The sequence below is a fragment of the Methylomonas sp. BW4-1 genome (assembly GCF_052474385.1).
In genome coordinates this window covers 3630503-3650688 of record NZ_CP184125.1, presented here as the reverse complement: position 1 = coordinate 3650688, position 20186 = coordinate 3630503, and the positions used below count along the sequence as shown (strand labels likewise).

Genomic DNA, 20186 nt, shown 5'->3' with positions numbered 1-20186 from the left:
CGGATAAAATCATCAGGCAAGGATAGTTGAAAAATTATCGGTTGCTGAAAAATCCCCGCAAGGCCCGAATCATATAGGCATGGTCGAGTACGCCGGCACTTTCGCGAATGCTGTGCATGGCCCACATAGGGGAGCCGACATCGACACTGCGGATGCCTAATTTCGCCGACGCTATCGGGCCTATGGTGCTGCCGCAGGGCAGATCGCCGTGATGCGCGTATTTTTGATAAGGCACCTCGGCTTGCTGGCAAACGCGGATGAAAGTCGCCTCTGAAATGCATTCGGAGGCATAACGATGGTTAACATTTACCTTGATGACCGGCCCATGGTTGACGATAACTTTGTGGCCGGGTTCGTAGGCGCCGGGAAAGTTGGGTTGATAGGCATGCGCCATATCCGCGCTAACCATAAAACTATTAGCTAGCGAACGCCGGTAGTCGTCCGGGTTACTGCCTACCGCATTGGCGATACGCTCAAGCACATCCGGCAGGAAACTGCCGGCCGCGCCTTTGCAGCTTTCGCTGCCGATTTCCTCGTGATCGAAAAACGCGCAGACCAGCGTGCTGTCGGAATCCAGTGTCGGTGCATCCAGCAAAGCCGTCAGTCCGGCATGGCAAGACGCCAGATTGTCCAATTGGCTATCGGCATAAAACAGTTGCCCATCACCCCACAGACTGCCTTTCTGGGTGTCGTAGGCATTGAGCTCCCAACTTAAAATTCGCTCGGCGGCAATGTTGCCGGCTTGTTCCAGCAATTGCCGAAACCGGTCGGCGGGTAATTGTTGCTCGACACTGGCTGAAAAAATTAGCGGCAACTCACTTTGTTTTTTTAGCTTCAGGCCGTCTTCGTTGACGCCGCGGTTCATATGAATCGCCAGATTCGGCAGACGCAGCAACGGTTCTTCGAAGCGCACAAGCCGGCTGGCGATGTTGCCGTTTTTATCCTGGTAGGCAATACGGCCGGCCAGACTCAGATCCCGATCAGTAAACGTGGCGAGAATCGGGCCACCGTATACTTCCACGGCCAGCCGCAGCAATTTGTCCGAGTCGATCAGCGGCTGCGGTTTGACGCGCAGCCCCGGCGAATCGGTATGGGCGCCGAGTATTTTGAAGCCGGTTTCCGCCAAGGCTTGTTTGCCGATGACAAATGCGGCGATGGAAGAATCGTCTCGGATCACATAATAGCGCCCGCCGCTAGCCAATGACCATGCGTCGCTTTCCCGGATGCGTTGGAACTGATGCGCCTGCAAGCGTTCTTCTATGCTGGCAACCGCATGCCAAGGGCTGGGGTTGGCGTCGATGAAGTCCAGCAAATCTTGCACTTGTTGCTGAGCGGAGATCATGATTTTTCCAGTGTCAGCGCCACGGAATTAATGCAATAGCGCAGGCCTGTTGGTTGCGGTCCGTCTTCGAATACATGGCCAAGGTGAGCGCCACAGGACTGGCAGGTCACTTCAATTCGCCGCATGCCGTGGCTGTTATCGGGGTGCTGATCCAGGCTTTCCGAGCTCAGCGGATTCCAAAAACTGGGCCAGCCGCAGCCGGAATGGAATTTATGTTCAGAAGTAAACAGGGCGTGACCGCAGCAGACACAGCGGTACACGCCGGCTTCGTCGCAATCGGTATATTTGCCGGTAAAGGGCGGCTCGGTACCTTTTTCCCGGCAGACATGATATTGCTCGGGAGTTAGCTTCTCGCGCCAGGCTTGTTCAGTATCGTGTTTCTCGGTCATGGTAGTGTTCCGCATGCTGTGATTAATGGGCATTGTACCCAGTCTACCTCGGCATCAAAAGCAATCAAAAGCCGGGAATATTTCAGTTCATTGCATCAGGGGGGTCCTAATGTTCTTGAGCCGTAAGGTTTTGAGGCATATAACACCACTATAAAAATAATAAATACGCAGAGTGTGTTCATCTAAACAGCAGCGAGGAGAAGGTCATGGCAAGAATTGTAGTGTTAGGCGCGGACATTGGCGGCGTGCCGATGGCTTACGAAATGAAGGAAACAGTCGGTAATACGCATGAAGTCGTGGTGATTTCCGATTCGCCGACTTTCCACTTTGTGCCGTCCAATCCCTGGGTGCCGCCGAAATGGCGCAAACCGGAGGATTTGAAAATCGAGCTGGCGCCGGTGATGGCGAAAAAAGGCATCAACTTCATTCAAAAGGCCGCGACCAAAGTCGATCCGGCCAACAACAAAATTGATCTGGCGGATGGCTCTTCGGTTGACTACGACTATTTGATTATCGCCACCGGTCCACGCCTGGCCTTCGATGAAGTACCGGGTTTGGGGCCGAACGGTGGGCATACCTCATCGGTCTGCCATGTCGATCATGCTGCATTGGCTGCCGAGGATTGGGACAAATTTATGGCCGATCCCGGTCCAATTGTGGTTGGCGCGGTGCAAGGCGCGTCCTGTTTCGGCCCGGCTTACGAATATCTGATGATTCTGGAAACCGAACTGCGTAAACGCAAAATCCGCGACAAAGTGCCGATGACTTTTGTCACCTCCGAGCCATATATCGGCCACCTGGGTCTCGGCGGGGTCGGCGACACCAAAGGCTTGCTGGAAAGCGCGCTGCGCGACAAGACCATTAGATGGATCACCAACGCCAAAGTCGACAAAATCGAAGCCGGAATAATGTTTGTTACCGAAGTGGATGAAGACGGTAACGACAAGAAAAAACATGAAGTGCCGTTCAAGCATTCCATGATGCTGCCGGCTTTTACCGGCGTAGATGCGGTGCGCCATTGCGGCGCGGAAGGTTTGACCAATCCGCGGGGATTCGTGATCGTAGATCAACATCAACGTAATCCCACCTACAAAAACATTTACTCGGTCGGGGTCTGCATCGCCTTGCCGCCGGTGGAGAAAACCCCGGTGCCGACCGGTACCCCTAAAACCGGTTACATGATCGAATCCATGGTGACGGCTACCGCCCACAACATCCGCGACGAACTGGCCGGCAAACAGCCGTCGGACATGCCGAGTTTAAGCGCTTTGTGCCTGGCGGACTTGGGCGACACCGGCGTGGCGTTCTTGGCCGTGCCGCAAATCCCGCCCCGAAATACCACTTGGTCCAACCATGGCAAATGGGTGCATCTGGCGAAAATCGGTTTTGAGAAATACTTCATGCGCAAGATTAAAAACGGCATCAGCGAACCATTTTATGAACGCATGATCTTGAAATTCCTCGGCGTGGTGCGTTTGAAATAGCAGGCTATATGTCTATTGATCGTCTGGTAATGGCGTTTGCCGGCTCGTTCGTTCTGATCAGTCTGGCGCTGGCGCACTGGCATTCGCCGAATTGGCTTTGGTTTACCGCGTTTGTGGGGGCTAATTTAGTGCAAGCGTCGTTCGGCGGTTTTTGTCCGCTGGCGATTATTCTGAAAAAGCTTGGGTTAAATCGGGTTGCGCGTTTTGATGGATTAAGTCAAAGTGCCGGATCGTTGCCAGACGGCGATTCGGCTGTTTTCTGTTCGGCCTAATCAAACTTAGTTCTCGCACAGAGCATAGCGGTCTACTTTAAATAGGCCGCTACTGTTCGCGACTCCCAACCCCCTTCCGGCAATTCACCCGGTGGGTTGACCAGCCAATCCCAGCTGGCCAGTTGATTGGCATTTTGAAGATAGGCACTCAAAACGGGCCGGTAATCCGTTCGATCAAGCAAGCCGGCGCGGCTATGGCGTTGATCCGCAATTTCCGTGATCAGACAAACCGGCGTTTGCCAGCTATCCAGCCAATATAGGTGAGCAAGCATCAAGGCCTGGCCGAAAGCTTCCAATTGTCGTGGCTCAGCGGCGGTATTTGCCAACCAGTCCACCGGAAGCAGAGGCAATTGTGTCAGGCAATTGACCGACGCGACCCAACGCGGTTTAACCGCTAACTCGGGCGCTATAGGATTCCGCACCAACGCTGCTGGCGGGATTTGCCGATGCTGAGCCAGCCAGTTCACGATGCCGGTGGCGTCATACGGACGACAAAACACTCGGTTTGGCCAACATTTGGTAAGGCGTCGGCTTGGGTAACTAAAGGCAATGTCCAACAACACTATCTGATCGAAATGCTGCAATAACTCGGCGATGGGTAGATCGTGTGCGCTGCCACCGCCGATAATCAGGGCGGCGCCACCCGTATCGCCTAGCAATTGTGCGGCACTCAGCAAAGCCTGCTGAGTGGCTTGGATATGCTGTCGCCAAGCCTGGCGACAGCGGCGGTGCCTGACTTGCAAAGCGGCCATTTCCCGAGCGTAACCCAATAAGCGCGCTTCGCGGCTGGTGGTGCGCACGCCCAAATAATGCCAAAACTCTTCCAGCATTAGCTGTGTTGCGCTACAGGTAGTTTAAGGGATAGAGCAGCCACTATTCGTCCAAGCGATGCCCGCAATACTTGCAATGCGCCGCGTCGAAATCGTGGCTGGCGGCCCCGCAATCCGGGCAGGCGCGGTTATCCAGATTCTGGTTTTTGCGGGTGTTGAGCAATTCGGCGCTATAAATGCCGGTCGGCACGGCGATAATGCCGTAGCCCATGATCATAATGGTAGAAGCGATCATCTGCCCGAACGGTGTTTTCGGCGCGATGTCACCATACCCGACCGTGGTGATGGTGACAATGGCCCAGTACACGGCTTTGGGAATACTGGTAAAGCCAGCGGTCGGACCTTCGACGACATACATCAAGGTGCCGAACACCACGACCAGGGTCAGCACCGCGTATAAGAACACGGTGATTTTTCGTACGCTATTAACCAAAGCCACCACCAGAATGTCGGCTTCTTCCAGATATTCGGAAAGCTTTAGCACCCGGAAAATCCGTAATAGCCGCAAAATCCGCAAAGTCAGCATGTATTCCGCGCCGGGTAGCAGCAAACCCAGATAAGCCGGCAGTATCGACAACAAATCAACAATCCCGAAAAAGCTGCGGGCATACAGCCAAGGGCGCCGTACGCATATCAAACGCAGCGCGTACTCCAACGTAAACAAACCGGTAAACAGCCATTCCGCCCAGAACAGCGCCGTCGCGTAACGTTGTTGAAAATCGGCCACGCTGTCCAGCATCACTACCACGATGCTCAGCAAAATCGCCACGATCAAGGCGATATCGAAGCGCCGACCGGCGGCGGTTTCCGAACCAAACACAATTTGGTTCAGCGCCTCGCGCCACGCGGAAAGTGTCGTGCCTTGATTGTAGCGGTGCTGGCGTTTGGGCTTAGCGGTCATGGTTCTCGATGGTGAACGGTAGGGGAGTGCTGCTTGGCGGGCAAAGTATAAATCCGGTCCCGGCGGTCGGGCTAACTCAGACAATATTTTGTTTGGCGCCAGCGGTAGATTGTCGGGTTTGCTACAAATGAGCTTGGCTCAAAGCATAGAAAATTCAAGCGTTTATAAGTTGGCACAACCGTTGCAGAAGCATTATTAAAAACGTGAGGTTGTGTTATGAAATCGACCAAAGATATTGCGGAACTGCTGGACGAACCGGCTTGCGAGCATAACAAGAAGGAAAAATCCGGCTGCGCCAAACCCAAACCCGGTTCGGCGGCGGGAGGCTGCGCTTTCGACGGCGCCCAAATTGCGTTGCTGCCGATCGCCGATGTGGCTCATATCGTCCACGGCCCTATCGCCTGCGCCGGTAGTTCCTGGGACAACCGCGGCACCCGTTCTTCCGGCTCGGAATTATACCGAATCGGTATGACCACTGATTTGACCGAACAAGACGTGGTGATGGGGCGTAGCGAAAAACGCCTGTTTCATGCGATTAAACAAGCCATCGAAACCTACAATCCGCCAGCTGTTTTCATTTACAACACCTGCGTACCGGCTTTGGTGGGCGACGATATCAATGCCACCTGCAAGTCCGCCGCCGAACGCTGGGGCGTGCCGGTCGTACCTATTGATTGCGCCGGCTTCTACGGCACCAAAAACCTGGGTAACCGCATCGCCGGCGACGCAATGGTCAATCACGTGATCGGCACCCGCGATCCTGATCCGTTGCCGCCCGGCACCGAGCGCCCCGGTATCAAGGTACATGACGTGAATCTGGTGGGCGAATACAACATCGCCGGCGAGTTTTGGCACGTGCTACCGCTGCTCGACGAAATGGGCTTGCGCGTATTGTGTACCTTGTCCGGCGACGCCCGCTTCCGCGAAGTGCAAACCATGCATAAAGCCGAAGTCAATATGATGGTGTGCTCTAAGGCCATGGTCAACGTGGCCCGTAAACTACAACAAAGCTATGGCACGCCGTGGTTCGAAGGCAGTTTTTACGGCATTACCGATACCAGCCAGGCTTTGCGCGACTTCGCCAGAGTGATTAACGATCCTGATTTAATCGAACGCACCGAAGCCATCATTGCCCGCGAGGAAAACCGCATCCGCGAAGCACTGGCGCCCTGGCGAGAAAGGCTAAAAGGCAAGCGGGTATTGTTGTTTACCGGCGGCGTGAAAAGCTGGTCGGTGATCTCGGCCCTGCAAGATTTGGGCATGGTGGTGGTGGCTACCGGCACCAAGAAATCTACCGAAGAAGACAAAGCGCGGATTCGTGAATTAATGGGCGAAGACACGCTGATGATCGAAGACGGCAGCCCGAAGGCGCTGTTAAAAGTCGTTGCCGATTACAAAGCCGACATTCTGATCGCCGGCGGCCGTAATATGTACACCGCGTTGAAAGCGCGGATTCCGTTCCTGGACATCAATCAAGAGCGCGAGTTCGGTTACGAAGGTTATCAAGGCATGCTGGAACTGGTCCGGCAACTGGCTTTGACTTTGGAAAGCCCGGTTTGGGAAGCTGTGCGGGCGACACCGCCCTGGCGCACCGGAGGCCTGAAAAAATCGGCCACTATCGAGGCGCCAGCAGAGCCTTTAGCGGCTCAGGCGGCATAGCATGGCCGACATCGTCAAACGCAATAAAGCCCTGTCGGTCAATCCGCTAAAGGCCAGTCAACCGACCGGCGGTTCCTTGGCCTGCCTGGGCTTTGATCGGGCGATTCCGATGCTGCACGGCTCGCAAGGTTGCACGGCGTTTGCCAAGGTGTTTTTCGTGCGGCATTTCCGAGAGCCGATTCCGCTGCAAACCACTGCCATGGATCAAGCCAGCTCCGTGTTGGGTGCCGACGAAAATGTCATCGAAGGCATCAAAGCGATTGCCGAAAAATCCAACCCGGCCTTGATTGCGGTACTGACCACCGGTTTGGCGGAAACTCAAGGCTGTGACGTGCACCGTAACGTCCGCGAATTTCGCGACCGTTATCCGGAATACGCTCACGTCGCCGTGGTCGCGGTGAACACGCCCGACTTCACCGGCTGCGTGGAAACCGGCTATGCGGCGACGATTTACGAAATTATCAAAGCTCTGGTGCCGGACGCGGAAACCGCAGGGACCAAGCCGGGCAATCGTCAGCGCCAAGTCAACTGCCTGGTCAGTCCGATGCTAACACCCGGCGACCTGGAAGCTTTGCGCGATTTGATCGAGCAATTCAATTTACGGCCTGTATTGGTGCCCGATTTGTCCGACTCTCTGGACGGCAGCTTGACCGACGACGATTTCTCGCCGGTGACCATCGGCGGTACGCCAGTGTCCGAGTTGGCGACTTTGGGTGAAGCTAAAGCAAGCTTAATTATCGGCGCATCTCTGCGTAAATCCGGTGAACTGTTACAGGAAAAAACTGGTGTGCCCAGTTTCTATTTTGATCATCTGTATGGCCTGCAAGCCAATGACGCCTTGATCACTACGCTGGCCGACATCAGCGAAATGCCGGTGCCGCAAAAGATTGAACGGCAGCGCGCGCAATTGCAAGACGCGATGCTGGATACCCATTTCATGCTCGGTCAACTGCGGGTGGCTATCGCAGCTGATCCAGATCAACTCAATGCTTTGATTCATCTGGTACAAGGCATGGGTGCGGAAGTGGTTACGGCCATCTGCGCCGGAAATACCCCGGTGCTGGCAACGGCACCGGTGGATAGTATCAAGATCGGCGACCTGGAAGATTTGGAAGTCATGGCCAAGGAGCGCAAGGCGCAATTGCTGATCGGTAACTCACACGCGGTCGCCAGCGCTGAACGCTTGGGGATACCGATCCTGCGCATTGGCTTTCCGCTCTACGACATCATCGGTGGCTATCAAAAAACCTGGATAGGCTATCGCGGCACTCGGCAAACCTTGTTTGATTTAGCCAATTTGGTGATCAACTTTGCCCACGAGGAGATCGAGCCTTACTACTCGCCGTATGCGCAAAAACCCGAATCCGAACGTCAAGCGTGCTCGCCGTCATGTCATTAGCCCGCCGCATGCACGTTTTGCATACCCACGAACAGAGGATGCCTATGGAAACCGCTATTAAAGTCGCATTTGCCACTACCGACATGGTGCATGTGGATCAGCATTTTGGCTCAGCCAAATCGTTTGCTGTCTACGCAGTGGATCCGGAACAGTTCGAATTCATGGAAGCTGCGCAATTTGGCGAACTCGCACAAGATGGTAACGAAGACAAGTTGTCGGTGAAGATTCAGTTGCTGGAAGGCTGCGCGGCCGTGTATTGCCTGGCGATTGGTGCCTCTGCAGTGAAACAAATCGTCGCGCAAGGCATTCAGCCCGTCAAAGTCCACGAAGGTAGCACCGTCAAGGATCTGGTCGCGGATTTACAAGCCGAAATGAAAGCCGGCCCATCCAGTTGGCTGGCCAAAGCCATCAACCAACACAAAGGCCCCAATCCGGAGCGGTTTAACGCGATGGAAGAGGAGGGGTGGGATGAATGATTTTGTCGCGGCTACTTAACGGCCGGATTTTTGTGTCGCTGACGCAACGACTGATTTTAATGTCGGTTCGCGGACCGACAACCGCGATACTTTTCTTTGCTTGTCCAAAGAAAAGTATCCAAAAGAAACGACACCCGAAATGCCGCTTTGACCCTGCGCGCCGAAGCGTTTATCGAGGGTCGGCAGAAGGGGCTTCCCAGCCCCTCCGCCGACGTGCGGCTTCCTTGCCGCACCCCTTCGGGCAATTCTCGATAAACGCTTCGGTGCTCGGCGCGGCATACGGGGTTTAGAGCCTAGCGCGATTAAAAGTATTCAAATTGATTAAACACTAAATTAGGAGAACCACCATGGCCCAACCCGCATTAGTCGTCGAAGCTGGCGACCCCTATATGACCTCGGAAATCGTCGTCGAGATGGTCAAACAACTGCGCGCACTCGATACCTACGACACCTACGAAGGCTGGTCGGAAGAAAAGATCATCGATCCTTTGGTAATGACCAAAGAACGCAAACGCGAGATACCGATTATCGGCGATCCCGATGAAATTACCTTGGCTCGCGTTAAAGCCTATTACAACTCCATCGCTTCGTTGATCGAGAAAAAAGGCGGCTTGATGGCGGTGCCGGTGATCAACATTACTCACGAAGGTTTCGGCCGGGCCTTGGTACTGGTCGGTAAGTTGATCGTGGTGGATAAAGTCTTGCGCGATGTGCACCGCTTTGGTTTCCCCAGCCTGGAAGATTTGGCGGCCAAAACCGACGCCACCATTGAGAAAGCGCTGGGTTTGATCACAACCTATAGAGAAGTAGCCGAAGCTTGAGGTGTGCGATGAGCGACGAAGAACTGAAAGTATTGGAAAAAGACGTAAAAAAAGCCAAGCGTATTGCTAGTGAGGCTGCCTCGGTATTGCACGATTTGATCGAAGACAGATTGCCGGATGCCTATGGTGAGCTGATGGGTATTGCGCAAGCCACTTACGACGCCTGCAAAGCCTGGGATGATGCCAACAAGAAGTTCTTGGCTGCCAGCAAAGAAACGGCCTAGGAGACGATCATGAGCGAATTTGTAACCGGCGTGACCTTTGGCGGCACCGTTTGGACACCGTCTTACGTTACCGATATCAATCAGCGTACTTGTATCGGTTGCGGCCGTTGTTTCAAGGTTTGTCCGCGCGACGTATTTGATTTGGTCGAAAAAGACGAAGCCTTATCAGCCGAAGATTTTGGCGACGATTACGGCGATTTTGAGGACGATGACGATAACAGCATGGTGATGAGTCTGAAAAATGCTGCCGACTGTATTGGTTGCGAGGCGTGTTCCAAGGTGTGTCCTAAGGATTGTTTTACGCATCAGCATAAGGCGGCGGCTTAGTTTGTGTCGCTGGCGCGACGGCCTTTTTAATGTCGGTTCTCGGACCGACAGCCGAGTGACTTTTCTTTGCTTGGCCAAAGAAAAGTCACCAAAAGAAAGGCCACCCCGATGCCGCTTTGATCCTGCGCGCCGCAGCGTTTATCGAGGGTCGGCAGAAGGGGCTTCCCAGCCCCTCCGCCGACGTGCGGCATCCCTGCCGCACCCCTTCGGGCTAATCTCGATAAACGCTACGGTGCTCGGCGCGGCATAGGGGGGAGTAACCCGTCCTGGAATTGAGCGATAGCTCAGGGAAATAAGCTTATAAGGAACTGGAGCAGCTGGGCTTAATCGACGAATACTGAGAGTAGATTGGTTTTTTCCCGTATGCCGCGCCGAGCACCGGAGCTTTTGAACGGATCAGCCCGTAGGGGTGCCGCATGGATGCGGCGCGTTGCCGAAGGGGCAGGAAGCCCCTTTCGGCAACCCCGTTCAAAAGCGAGGAGCGCAGGGAACAAGCGGCATCCGGGCCGCCTTTTCTTTGGATACTTTCTTTTGGCGGAGCAAAAGAAAGTGTCTCGGTTGTCGGTCCGAGAACCGACATCAATGAATTCGTCGCGATAGCGACACCTTATTTTTAGTTAAACCATAAGGAATCCCACTATGCCTCGTCCCGATAAACACGTATTCGTCTGCACTCAAGCCCGTCCGCAAGGCCATCCGCGCGGCTCCTGTACCGCCAGTGGTTGTGCCGAGGTGATGAACGAGTTCATGAATCAAATTCAGGCCCGCAACCTGTTCGAGAAAATCGGCCTAACCAATACCGGTTGCATGGGCCCTTGCATGCTCGGCCCCAGCGTGTTGGTCTATCCGGAAGGGGTGATGTACGGCAAAGTCACCAAAGATGATGTCAAAACCATCATCGATCAGCATTTGTTGGGTGGCGAGCCGGTCGCCGCGTTGGTTGCGCCCGCCGAGGTCTGGTAATCCATGAGTCAGCTCGGCTTTTTTGAAGAACGGGTGTTATTCAGTCCGGATGTGCCGGAAGAGGTGAATAAACTGTTGCAGATGGCGGTAGCGGCCAGTCATGCGGACAAGCCTTTGGCGGAAAAATATTTCAGACAGGCTCAGGCTTTGGACGCTACTTGCCTGCAAACCTATTTTGCCTTGTATAAGTTCTATTTTTACCAAGGCCGTTTGCTGGAAGCCGAGCTTGAAGTGATGGCGGCGCTAAACGAAGCGGCCCGGCAGGGTGGTTTTCCGGCCGACTATCGGCAATTGGGCCGCGAGTTGGCGCAGTGGGATATGTACGCCAGCGACGTCGCGCTGTTTTATCTCTACAGTTTAAAAGCGCTAGCCTTTATCAAACTGCGGCGGCAATTGGATGCGGAAGCCCAGTCCATACTGGTGTTGATGCGCGCGCTTGATCCGGAAGACCGTTCCGGCGCCTCGGTGATTATGGATTTGGCCGACGCCGTGCTGGAGGATGCCGCATGACCAGCGAACGGGTTGCCGAGCAGGTCTCGGCGCGGCGGGCTTTCGGCGAGACAGTCTGTCAACGCATTATAGAAAATATCGTCAAGTTGGGCTTTCCGTTACAAACCGAACTCAGTTTGCCGAAATTCGATAGTGCCGAGTTCAGTTTAGTCACCGACCCGTTTACCCAAACCCAGGATCTGGTGGGTTATTGGTACAATGCCGGTAAGCAGCGCATCGGTCAGATTAAATTTCATGGCGACGGCAGTTTTTATGCCGAATACGATGTTGTGCAGCCGCACCCGACCAAAAAACAATGGTTCGTCGAGGCCATTAATGCCTGGGGCCAGCAAGACAACATCAAAACCGAAGCAAAATTGCTAGACATCCCGCAATAAGGGGGGGCAATGGCTAACCCAAAACGCTTGTACGAACTGCTGCTGGACTATTGCAGCAGCGATGCCGTGGTGGACAACCTGATGATCGGTTTGGTCTGGACTGTGTGCCAAAGTCAGGGCCGGGCGACCGCCGGCTTGGCGATGAGTCCGGGGCAGAACACGCGCACCTTGCCGTGGTCGGGCACCTTGGTGGGCAAACCGGTGACGGATTTGGCCGCCTGGATTACCGAATGGGAACCGTATAAAGCCACGGTTGCCATGGCAGCTATCAACAGTTGCATCAACGCTCGGCCTTTACCGGATTCGCTGGTGTTGGACAGTCACGACGAACACGCCAATCTGGCGGTGTTCGAGCATTTTTTGCCGCAGCTGAATGGCAAAAACGTGGTGGTGATCGGCCGTTATCCGGGCATCGAACGCTATCAAGACAAAGTGCACTTAACCATTTTGGAGCGACAACCGTCCGCCGCCGATCTGCCGGATTCCGCGTGTGAGTTTTTATTGCCGCAAGCCGACTGGGTGTTTTTGACCGCCAGCAGTATTCCGAATAAAACCTTTCCGCGCTTGGTGGAGCTATCCAGTCACGCCAAAACCGTGTTGATGGGCCCCACCGTACCGTGGCTGCCGCAGTTGCATGAGTTTGGCATCGATTATCTGGCCGGGGTGGAAGTTGTTGATCAAGCAGCCTTGTATCACACCGCCGCGCAGGGCGGTGGCGTGCGGATCTTTAATAACGGCTTACGCTACCGCGTGGCGGAACTGGCCCCGCAAAGCAGTATTAGCTGGTTGAAGCAGCAAATCGCCGATTGTTTTAACGAAAGAACCCAACTGACCGAAGCGATGGAGCAATGGTATCGCGACGGCAATAAGGCGCGCTTCCCGCATTACTCATTGTTGGACCAAATCAACAGCCGGCTGTCGCGCTTGGATAGCAGCTTTAAATCGCTGTGGGACAATTGTGCGCCTGGCTAAGCAATGAACAACGCAGTGCCGGAGGCGTTCGATAGCCACCGATTGTTATTGATGTACAAAGGCGATATTAGCGCCTTGACCTTGTTTGCCCAGCAGGCCGGCGGCAGCGTGTGCTTTCCGCAATCCTTGCCGCCGCTGTCGGTCGCTTTTGATGAAGATGCGACGGTAAACGACGGAAAAATCACCGTGCACCCGGCAACGCTGGTTAATGCCATCAATCGTCTGCTGGGGTTTGATAACGATTTACTCTATGCCGAAGCGGGTTTTAAAGAGCATGTCGATACCCCAAAAGGTACCGTCACCGTATACATGGCGCGTTTCAAACTGCTGGATCCGCCGCACCGCTTGATGCAGTCCTTGGGTTGCCACATGCGCACCTTGCCGGAGTTGCGCGGTCGGCCGCCAGCTGAAATGGAGTTGTTGCGCCGGGCTTACACCAAAATGATGGAGGGCTAACATGTTCGATATGATGGATTTTGGCATGGGCGAATTTACGGGCGATGACGGCTCGGGGTCGCCTGCGCCCAACGGTCCGTATATCCCGGAAGCCAGCGAATGTATGCGCTGCGGCATGTGTGTCAGCAGCTGCCCGACTTTTCGTTTGTTCGAAGTTGACGCCGAAACGCCCCGGCAACGTATCCGCACCATCAGCAAAATCTTGGTGGAGGATGTACCCATCAGCGCTGAAGAGCGCGCCCATTTGGATAATTGCCTGCAATGCCGCGCTTGCGAAACTGCCTGTCCCAGCCGGATGAGTTACGGCGCCTTGTTCGATCAAGCCCGAGCGAAATTGCAGAAAGAGGCGGTCCGCCCTTGGTTAGCCAAGTTGGCGATGTACTTTATTGAACACAAACGCCGGCGGCGGATGTTATTACCCTTGCTGTCTTTGTATTTACGTTCCGGCCTGCGAAAACCCCTGAGAGCCAGCGGCTTGCTGCGCAAATTAAAATTAGATACCGCCGAAAGTTTGCTGAACGAGCCGGCCTTGGGCAGTTTGGCCGGGATTTATCCGGTCGGCAGACGCCAGCGGCAGCGCGGGCGGGTGGCCTTGTTTACCGGCTGTCTGGCCGAGCATTTCGACCGCGCCACCCAACGGGCCGCGATCAAATTGCTCAACACCATAGGCTATGAAGTGGTGGTGCCGGAAGGCCAGGGCTGCTGCGGCGCCATTCATCAGCACAACGGCTGTTCCGCGCAAGCCTTGAAAGAGAAAAATATCGAAGCGTTTTACCAATTGGAAGTGGACGCGGTGATCTACGTGGCCAGTGGCTGCGGCGCGATGTTGAGCGAGTACGAAGGCGATAATAGCGAAACTGCCGGTTGGTTTGCCAAGCGCCTGCAGGACATCAACGAATTTTTATTGGAACATTGGCCGAAGAACTTGGAGCCTGCCGCGTCCAATATGAATGTGGCGGTGCACGAGCCGTGCAGCCAGCGTAATGTGTTGAAAAACGGCCGTGCCGTTCACGATCTGCTGCGGAAAATCCCCGGTTTGAACATCGAAGCCTTGCCGGACAATCAACTCTGTTGCGGTGCCGGCGGCAGTTACATGCTCAGCCACCCGGAAAACGCCCAGCAACTGCGCAACGCCAAGCGCCAGGCCATCGAAGGCTCCGGTGCGGATGTGGTGGTTAGCAGTAATTTCAGCTGCGCGTTTTACCTGAATGCCGAACGCGCCGAGACCGCGCGCAAGCTAGTGCATCCGATACGCTTGTTGGCGGACAGGGTGTAGGTTTACCACTTCATACCTTGGCTTCATAGCCAATCTTGGCACCGTAGAGTAGCCAAGCGCTTAGCCGAGACTACTCAGGTTGCAGTTTGCTAGGCGGGCTGGATCACTGGTAAAGTGGTTGCGCTACCTCTTCAGCGCTCCCTATGACCTGTTTCGATGACCCAAGATGACCGGTAACTATCGATTCCACTTGTACGCGGTGGTTTTGGTCGGCCTCTTTGAGACGTTAGAGGCCTCGGCCGATGTCGTGATTCAGGGCATAGACGGTGAATTATTAAGGAATGTTGAAATCAGCTTGTCTCTGCGTGAGCAGGACTGCAAGGCGCCTGATTGGAAAATCAATAGTCTGTTCCTCAAGGCCGATCAGGAGATCGACGATGCGTTACGCGCGTTAGGTCACTACCACGTCAGCCTAGAAAAAAATCTGGATATTAAGGCCGACTGTTGGCAAGCGCGCTTTGTCATTAAACCTGGCGAGCCGATGCGCGTGACTGCGATTGACGTGCAATTTCTCGGTGAAGCAGTTGACGATCCGGCATTCGCGAGCTTGCGAGAAAAGTTATCCGCCAAAGTAGGCAGCCCGTTGCATCACGGGCATTATGAAGCCTTAAAAAAACAAATCGAGGCATTGGCCTTAGAGCGTGGTTACTTGCAAGGCCGCTTTGCCACGAGTCGATTGCGCGTCGATCCTTCTGAAGATCGGGCCGATATTGTGCTGCATTACGATGCGGGACCGCGTCTTTATTTTGGCGAAGTCAAGATTGACCAGGCTGTTCTTGATCCCACGTTTGTTGCCAAGTTGGTCAAGGTCAAAACCGGCGAGTATTACGATAGTCATAAGCTAGCCGATACGCACAATGCGCTGTCCAACAGCGGCTATTTCAAATCGGTGGATATTCATCCGGATTTAGCCGGCATAGCCGATAGGCAGGTGCCCGTCATGCTAAGTCTGTATCCGAACAAGCGCCATCATTACGGGATGGGTTTGGGATACGACACCGATAAGGGGCCTTTGGTCAGTGGGACCTATCTCAATCGTCTAATCAATTCGCAGGGCCATTATTTTAACGCGGAACTCGATCTATCGCCGGTCTTGGCTACAGCCGGTGCTGAATACACCGTGCCGCTGGATGATCCGCTCAACGACTCCTTGAGCTTTGGTGCGGGTGTGAAACGCGAAGACACGACCAGTTATACCTCGTGGGCAGGGAAATTATCGGCGCGCTTGAAGCACGCATTCACCAGTGGCTGGAAGCAGACATTGTTCATTGACTACAGTTACGAGAAGTATACGGCGGCGAATACGACCGACACGACGCTATTGCTGTTACCCGGCGGCAGTTGGTTGCGTTCGGTATCGGACAATCCGCTTCGACCGACACGCGGTTATCGATTGGAGTTCTCAGTGGATGGCAGCTACAAAAGCCCGCTGTCCCATATCAGTATGCTGCAAGGGTCTGTGGCGGGCGTGTGGATGCACCCCGTTGGCGACGTGGGACGCATTGTGCTGCGTGGCGAGCAAGGCGCTACGCTGGTGGATAATTTCGACAAGCTACCCACTACCTATCGTTATTTTGCCGGCGGTATGAACAGCATACGTGGTTACAGTTACAAAGAACTGGGACCTAAGGACGCTACGGGCGCGGTAGTGGGCGGGCGTTTTTTGAGTGTGGTCAGCGTTGAATATGAACACTCGGTACTCGACAATTGGGGGGCGGCCGCCTTTATCGATGCCGGCAATGCCTATAATTTGGACGGCATTCAAGTGAAGACCGGTGTGGGTTTGGGGGTGCGTTGGTACTCGCCGATTGGTTTGGTACGCCTGGATTTTGCCGTGCCCCTGCAACCCGCCGACTCCTCGTTTCAAGTCCATTTTGCCGCAGGGACACGTTTATGAGCCTATGGCGCTGGCCTGGGAGGTATCTGCGGAGGCTACTACTGGTACTGCCTTTGCTGTTGCTGCTGTTGGCGGTCGTGCTGGCTATGGCCAACAGCCAGTCGGGAAGTCGCTGGCTGATTCAGCAAGTATTGCCGACCGAGACCAGCATTAACAACATCGACGGCACCCTGTTGCATCGTTTGCAGTTGGCAGGGGTGCAGTACCATGCCGATGGCACTCAACTCAAACTCCGCTACCTCTCGCTGGCTTGGTCTCCGCTTGCTTTGTTGAAAGGCGCATTGCAGATCGACGAGATCGCCACCGAGGGCCTGGAATTGACCCTGGAGCCGGGCACTCAGCAGGCGGATAGCAGCAGTCATTTTGACCCGGAAGCCTCGTTACCCGTGCCGCTGGCGCTGCGCTTGGATCGTTTGACGGTTAACGATGCTACATTCATCCAGTCCGGGCAACGTCACGATCTCCCAAATCTCACTTTGTCTGCCAACACCGAAGGCGGCCGCTTGCATTTAACCCATATGGTCGCTGAGGCTGCGGACTATCAGCTTGATCTAAATGGATGGTTGGGCTTAGGTGGCGGCTATCCACTGGCGCTGAACGCGAAGTGTCAGTTGCGTTCGGCCGAATATGGCAACTGGCAGGCAGCGAGCAAATTCAGCGGCGATCTGAAGCGCTTGGTACTGGACATCAACGCTTCAGGACCATTCGCTGCGACCTTGCACGGTCAGATTGATGAGCTGTTACAAGCCCCCGGCTTTACATTGCAAGGCGATTGGGTCGATGCGCGCTGGCCCTTGGTCGGCGATCTTCCGCATTTGACAAGTCCGCAGGGTTCGCTGGCGTTGCAGGGTAATTTCTCAGCCTATCAGGCCAAGCTGACCGCCGATGTGCGGCGAGCCGAGTTACCGGATGCACACGTGGAGCTGGCGATGGACGGTACGCCGACGTCTGCCAAACTCCAACGATTCCTGGTGGCGTCCAAGGCAGGCAGCTTGGCTGTCGACGGCGCGATTGCCTGGCAGGACGCCGTCGAATTTGCTTTGCACGCGCACGCCAGAGATTTTAACCCGGCGGTATTGGTGCCGGATTTGCCGGGGCGCTTATCGCTTGATGGGGATGTCGAGGGAAATTTGAACACGGGCGCGCCGCAGTTTAAGGCGCAACTGCATAGGCTGGATGGTCAATTGCTCGGCAAGCCGTTGAGCGGTGGGGGAAAATTTGCGCTGGACGGGCAGGTTGTGGCGGTCGATCAGTTACAACTGTCGTCAGGTGCCAATCGGTTACACGCTGATGGCCGTTTGGGTCCGGCTGAATCCGCGCTTCGCTTTGATTTGCATACGCCGGCTTTAGCCGGTTTGTGGCCCGGTCTGCGCGGCAAAGCGCATGTTAACGGTCTTCTGCGCGGCGATTGGCATTTGCCGGATATTGAGTTGACGGCGCAGGCTGCGGGGCTTGGCTATGCGCAACAGCAAGTCGGCGCATTTGATCTGACCTTGGATTTTCAGCCAAACGCCCAAATCCGGCTACAAATGCATGCCCAACATGTACTTAGCGGTCACGACACAATCGACAGCGTGGCGATAGCCGCCAGCGGCAGTTCAGCAAAACACAGCGTTAGCCTGGATGTCCGTGTGCCGCAGGGGCAATTGGCGCTGGCGCTGGCCGGCGGCTGGCAAGCACCGCGCTGGCAAGGGGCGTTGCAGGCTTTATCCTTGCAAGTCCCTCGACTCGGTGCCTGGGAATTGCGCCAAGCCGCTGCCCTGACGATAGAGCAGCGGCCTGCCGGTGCCGATGTGCGCTTGGCCGATACCTGTCTGACGCAAGCGAGTGCGTTAATCTGTTTGCAGGGCGATTATCTGGCAAATGGCGATCTGAGCGGTCAGGGGCGGGTCAGCGACTATCCGTTGGATTTGCTAAGCGCTTATCTGCCGGCGCATTGGCAACTTTTTGGCAGCTTAGCCGCGACTGCGGAGGTTCGCAAACGCGGGAGCGGTTTGCAGGGGGATTATCGATTGGCGCTGGCAGACGCCGGCGTGTCGCTGCCGGTTGGCCGGAATGGGTTGGTGGTGCCGTTTCGCAAGGCCGTTCTGTTCGGCAATCTCGCTGGCGAGCGTCTGACTGCCGATCTTGATTTGGCGACTGACGGTAGCGACTTTATCCGCGCTCAGTTGCAACTGGATCAAGGTCCCGGACAGAGCTTGGCCGGAAATCTGGCGGCAAAAATCAACGATCTTGGTTTGTTTCAGGATCTGGTGCCCAATATGTCCGGGCTTAAGGGGCGATTCGGTGCCGATCTGAAATTGGGGGGCACGCTGCCTCAGCCAGTTGCTCAGGGGCGTCTGAGTTTGGAGGATGGCCGCTTACAAATTGATGAACTGGGTATTGTTTTGTCCGATATTCAGTTGCATGCCGATGCCGTGAATGATGATCAGCAACTTCAAGTACACGGCAGCCTTCGTTCTGGCGGCGGTCGGCTTGCCATCGATGGTTTGTTGGGCCTGGATGGCATTGCCGATCTTGATGTGCTTGGCAATGACTTTGAGGTGGCTAAGTTGCCAGAAGCCGAAGTGACCATCGCACCGCATCTTAAGCTGGGCCGCTCGGCCCGTGGTGATGCCAAAGTGACCGGAGCGTTGGGAATTGACAAAGCCATGGATAAAATCAAAGAGCTGCCGGCCAGTGCGGTGGCGGTCAGTCGCGATGAGGTGATCGTCGGCAAAACGGACTCGGATCAGGCTATCGAAGCGCCACCGGGTATCGACGCTGACGTGGCGATTCAATTGGGGCGGCAAGTCACTTTTTCCGGGCTTGGTTTGGATACAAAACTGACCGGACAGCTGCAATTTCTGAAACTTGATAGACGTCTTGCCTTGCATGGCGCCATCGATATGGCCGACGGCCGTTACCGAAGTTATGGACAAGATCTGAAGTTGCGTAAGGGCCGGTTTTTATTTAATGGTCCGATTGATCGCCCGTGGCTGGACGTCGAAGCCTATCGGGTTTCCAAGGATCAGAAAGTGACGGCCGTGTTGCAGGTGAGTGGTTCGGCCACTGCGCCGCAGACCAAGATTTATACGGAGCCCAGCCTGCCGGAGTCCGATGCGCTGGCGTATTTGATTACCGGGGCTTCGCTGAACCAAGCCGGTAAGGATGAAGGCAATATGATTGCGAGCGCCGCTTTATCCTATGGCGCGGGGCGGTTGTCGTGGCTAACCGAGAAACTGGGTATAGACGAGTTTGAAGTGCAGCAAGGCAAGTCGTTTGCCGATACGCTGGTCACGGCAGGACAGTATCTGACGGCTAATACCTATGTGGGCACCAAACTGGGCCTGTTCAGCAAGCAGGCGCTGCTGGTTTTGAAATACAAACTCACCGACAGCATCAATCTGGAAACCCAAACCGGCACATCGCAGCGGGTCAAAGTCAATTATGAGTTTGACACTGACTAAAGCTCGCTGCGTCATTGGCCATAATTCATTCGCTTAAAATCCCTTTCATCCAAAGTTAAGCCGTTTCTAATACATTCTTAATTAAACCCTCAGGCTTTCTCTCATCTTGTCTCGGTAATCTACTACCCAAGCGAATAGGGATTAACAACCCGTTCGCATCAG

At 54.9% G+C, this 20186-nt stretch carries 20 protein-coding genes; 16 read left to right on the top strand and 4 right to left on the bottom strand.

The annotated features are described in order from the left end of the window. Positions 1-34 precede the first annotated feature (34 nt). Together ACH5Y9_RS16910 and msrB are read right to left on the bottom strand one after the other, a co-directional pair. The gene (locus ACH5Y9_RS16910; protein WP_445366927.1) at positions 35-1342 is read right to left on the bottom strand and encodes a M18 family aminopeptidase; all 1308 of its coding nucleotides are present in this window, start codon (positions 1340-1342) and stop codon (positions 35-37) included. Next, on the bottom strand, positions 1339-1731 hold the full coding sequence (gene msrB / locus ACH5Y9_RS16905; RefSeq protein WP_205453401.1) for a peptide-methionine (R)-S-oxide reductase MsrB: 393 nt from the start codon (positions 1729-1731) through the stop codon (positions 1339-1341). Before msrB ends, ACH5Y9_RS16910 begins: the two co-directional genes overlap by 4 nt. Positions 1732-1937: 206 nt before the next feature. Between msrB and ACH5Y9_RS16900 the strand changes: the two genes are divergently transcribed. After that, entirely contained in the window at positions 1938-3215 is a 1278-nt protein-coding gene (locus ACH5Y9_RS16900) for an NAD(P)/FAD-dependent oxidoreductase (RefSeq protein ID WP_445366926.1), read from the top strand. A gap of 8 nt (positions 3216-3223) precedes the next feature. After that, positions 3224-3487, top strand: a complete 264-nt coding sequence (locus ACH5Y9_RS16895; protein WP_445366925.1) for a YgaP family membrane protein — start codon at positions 3224-3226, stop codon at positions 3485-3487. Positions 3488-3519: 32 nt separating this feature from the next. Here ACH5Y9_RS16895 and ACH5Y9_RS16890 read toward each other — a convergent pair whose 3' ends face one another. Both ACH5Y9_RS16890 and ACH5Y9_RS16885 read right to left on the bottom strand, forming a co-directional pair. Continuing rightward, on the bottom strand, positions 3520-4317 hold the full coding sequence (locus tag ACH5Y9_RS16890; RefSeq protein WP_445366924.1) for a hypothetical protein: 798 nt from the start codon (positions 4315-4317) through the stop codon (positions 3520-3522). A 43-nt stretch (positions 4318-4360) separates the two neighbouring features. Continuing rightward, positions 4361-5218: an ion transporter gene (locus tag ACH5Y9_RS16885; protein ID WP_415879987.1), complete on the bottom strand. Its 858-nt coding sequence runs from the start codon at positions 5216-5218 to the stop codon at positions 4361-4363. Positions 5219-5434: 216 nt separating this feature from the next. Between ACH5Y9_RS16885 and nifE the strand changes: the two genes are divergently transcribed. The 14 genes from nifE to ACH5Y9_RS16815 all read left to right on the top strand — a co-directional run bounded on the left by nifE (position 5435) and on the right by ACH5Y9_RS16815 (position 20024). Then, positions 5435-6877, top strand: coding sequence for a nitrogenase iron-molybdenum cofactor biosynthesis protein NifE (gene nifE, locus ACH5Y9_RS16880; protein WP_033157159.1), 1443 nt, complete (start codon positions 5435-5437; stop codon positions 6875-6877). A 1-nt stretch (position 6878) separates the two neighbouring features. Next, positions 6879-8276, top strand: coding sequence for a nitrogenase iron-molybdenum cofactor biosynthesis protein NifN (gene nifN, locus ACH5Y9_RS16875; protein WP_033157158.1), 1398 nt, complete (start codon positions 6879-6881; stop codon positions 8274-8276). Between the two features lie 44 nt (positions 8277-8320). Further along, positions 8321-8752 carry a nitrogen fixation protein NifX gene (nifX, locus tag ACH5Y9_RS16870; protein WP_445366923.1) on the top strand — a complete coding sequence of 144 codons (432 nt, stop codon included), beginning with the start codon at positions 8321-8323 and terminating at the stop codon, positions 8750-8752. Between the two features lie 347 nt (positions 8753-9099). Next, the gene (locus tag ACH5Y9_RS16865) at positions 9100-9573 is read left to right on the top strand and encodes a NifX-associated nitrogen fixation protein (RefSeq protein WP_205453406.1); all 474 of its coding nucleotides are present in this window, start codon (positions 9100-9102) and stop codon (positions 9571-9573) included. Between the two features lie 8 nt (positions 9574-9581). Further along, entirely contained in the window at positions 9582-9797 is a 216-nt protein-coding gene (locus tag ACH5Y9_RS16860) for a CCE_0567 family metalloprotein (RefSeq protein ID WP_020484884.1), read from the top strand. Positions 9798-9806: 9 nt separating this feature from the next. After that, positions 9807-10124 (top strand): ferredoxin III, nif-specific, encoded by a 318-nt coding sequence (gene fdxB, locus ACH5Y9_RS16855; RefSeq protein ID WP_171696455.1) that lies wholly within the window; start codon positions 9807-9809, stop codon positions 10122-10124. Positions 10125-10763: 639 nt separating this feature from the next. Continuing rightward, positions 10764-11087, top strand: coding sequence for a (2Fe-2S) ferredoxin domain-containing protein (locus ACH5Y9_RS16850; RefSeq protein ID WP_020484886.1), 324 nt, complete (start codon positions 10764-10766; stop codon positions 11085-11087). Between the two features lie 3 nt (positions 11088-11090). After that, positions 11091-11597 (top strand): hypothetical protein, encoded by a 507-nt coding sequence (locus tag ACH5Y9_RS16845; RefSeq protein ID WP_171696454.1) that lies wholly within the window; start codon positions 11091-11093, stop codon positions 11595-11597. After that, complete coding sequence (locus tag ACH5Y9_RS16840; protein WP_205453408.1) at positions 11594-11974, top strand: hypothetical protein; 381 nt, start codon at positions 11594-11596, stop codon at positions 11972-11974. The genes ACH5Y9_RS16845 and ACH5Y9_RS16840 overlap by 4 nt, the downstream gene beginning before the upstream one ends. Positions 11975-11983: 9 nt before the next feature. Continuing rightward, positions 11984-12946 (top strand): Rossmann-like domain-containing protein, encoded by a 963-nt coding sequence (locus ACH5Y9_RS16835; RefSeq protein ID WP_445366922.1) that lies wholly within the window; start codon positions 11984-11986, stop codon positions 12944-12946. Between the two features lie 3 nt (positions 12947-12949). Continuing rightward, a complete protein-coding gene (locus tag ACH5Y9_RS16830) occupies positions 12950-13402 on the top strand; it encodes a hypothetical protein (protein WP_445366921.1) in 453 nt (150 codons plus the stop codon). 1 nt (position 13403) lies between these two features. After that, positions 13404-14678, top strand: a complete 1275-nt coding sequence (locus tag ACH5Y9_RS16825) for a (Fe-S)-binding protein (protein ID WP_445366920.1) — start codon at positions 13404-13406, stop codon at positions 14676-14678. 166 nt (positions 14679-14844) lie between these two features. Then, entirely contained in the window at positions 14845-16575 is a 1731-nt protein-coding gene (locus ACH5Y9_RS16820) for an autotransporter assembly complex protein TamA (protein ID WP_445366919.1), read from the top strand. Then, entirely contained in the window at positions 16572-20024 is a 3453-nt protein-coding gene (locus ACH5Y9_RS16815) for a translocation/assembly module TamB domain-containing protein (protein WP_445366918.1), read from the top strand. The genes ACH5Y9_RS16820 and ACH5Y9_RS16815 overlap by 4 nt, the downstream gene beginning before the upstream one ends. Positions 20025-20186 lie beyond the last annotated feature (162 nt).

Excerpts from the sequence above, each read along its gene's own strand:
- nifE (WP_033157159.1), top strand. The coding sequence starts at position 5,435 with ATGAAATCGACCAAAGATATTGCGGAACTGCTGGACGAACCGGCTTGC.
- ACH5Y9_RS16895 (WP_445366925.1), top strand. The coding sequence starts at position 3,224 with ATGTCTATTGATCGTCTGGTAATGGCGTTTGCCGGCTCGTTCGTTCTG.
- ACH5Y9_RS16815 (WP_445366918.1), top strand. The coding sequence starts at position 16,572 with ATGAGCCTATGGCGCTGGCCTGGGAGGTATCTGCGGAGGCTACTACTG.
- ACH5Y9_RS16845 (WP_171696454.1), top strand. The coding sequence starts at position 11,091 with ATGAGTCAGCTCGGCTTTTTTGAAGAACGGGTGTTATTCAGTCCGGAT.
- ACH5Y9_RS16825 (WP_445366920.1), top strand. The coding sequence starts at position 13,404 with ATGTTCGATATGATGGATTTTGGCATGGGCGAATTTACGGGCGATGAC.
- ACH5Y9_RS16890 (WP_445366924.1), bottom strand. The coding sequence starts at position 4,317 with ATGCTGGAAGAGTTTTGGCATTATTTGGGCGTGCGCACCACCAGCCGC.
- fdxB (WP_171696455.1), top strand. The coding sequence starts at position 9,807 with ATGAGCGAATTTGTAACCGGCGTGACCTTTGGCGGCACCGTTTGGACA.
- ACH5Y9_RS16850 (WP_020484886.1), top strand. The coding sequence starts at position 10,764 with ATGCCTCGTCCCGATAAACACGTATTCGTCTGCACTCAAGCCCGTCCG.
- ACH5Y9_RS16820 (WP_445366919.1), top strand. The coding sequence starts at position 14,845 with ATGACCGGTAACTATCGATTCCACTTGTACGCGGTGGTTTTGGTCGGC.
- nifX (WP_445366923.1), top strand. The coding sequence starts at position 8,321 with ATGGAAACCGCTATTAAAGTCGCATTTGCCACTACCGACATGGTGCAT.
- ACH5Y9_RS16900 (WP_445366926.1), top strand. The coding sequence starts at position 1,938 with ATGGCAAGAATTGTAGTGTTAGGCGCGGACATTGGCGGCGTGCCGATG.
- nifN (WP_033157158.1), top strand. The coding sequence starts at position 6,879 with ATGGCCGACATCGTCAAACGCAATAAAGCCCTGTCGGTCAATCCGCTA.
- ACH5Y9_RS16840 (WP_205453408.1), top strand. The coding sequence starts at position 11,594 with ATGACCAGCGAACGGGTTGCCGAGCAGGTCTCGGCGCGGCGGGCTTTC.
- ACH5Y9_RS16835 (WP_445366922.1), top strand. The coding sequence starts at position 11,984 with ATGGCTAACCCAAAACGCTTGTACGAACTGCTGCTGGACTATTGCAGC.
- ACH5Y9_RS16865 (WP_205453406.1), top strand. The coding sequence starts at position 9,100 with ATGGCCCAACCCGCATTAGTCGTCGAAGCTGGCGACCCCTATATGACC.
- ACH5Y9_RS16830 (WP_445366921.1), top strand. The coding sequence starts at position 12,950 with ATGAACAACGCAGTGCCGGAGGCGTTCGATAGCCACCGATTGTTATTG.
- ACH5Y9_RS16860 (WP_020484884.1), top strand. The coding sequence starts at position 9,582 with ATGAGCGACGAAGAACTGAAAGTATTGGAAAAAGACGTAAAAAAAGCC.
- ACH5Y9_RS16885 (WP_415879987.1), bottom strand. The coding sequence starts at position 5,218 with ATGACCGCTAAGCCCAAACGCCAGCACCGCTACAATCAAGGCACGACA.
- ACH5Y9_RS16910 (WP_445366927.1), bottom strand. The coding sequence starts at position 1,342 with ATGATCTCCGCTCAGCAACAAGTGCAAGATTTGCTGGACTTCATCGAC.
- msrB (WP_205453401.1), bottom strand. The coding sequence starts at position 1,731 with ATGACCGAGAAACACGATACTGAACAAGCCTGGCGCGAGAAGCTAACT.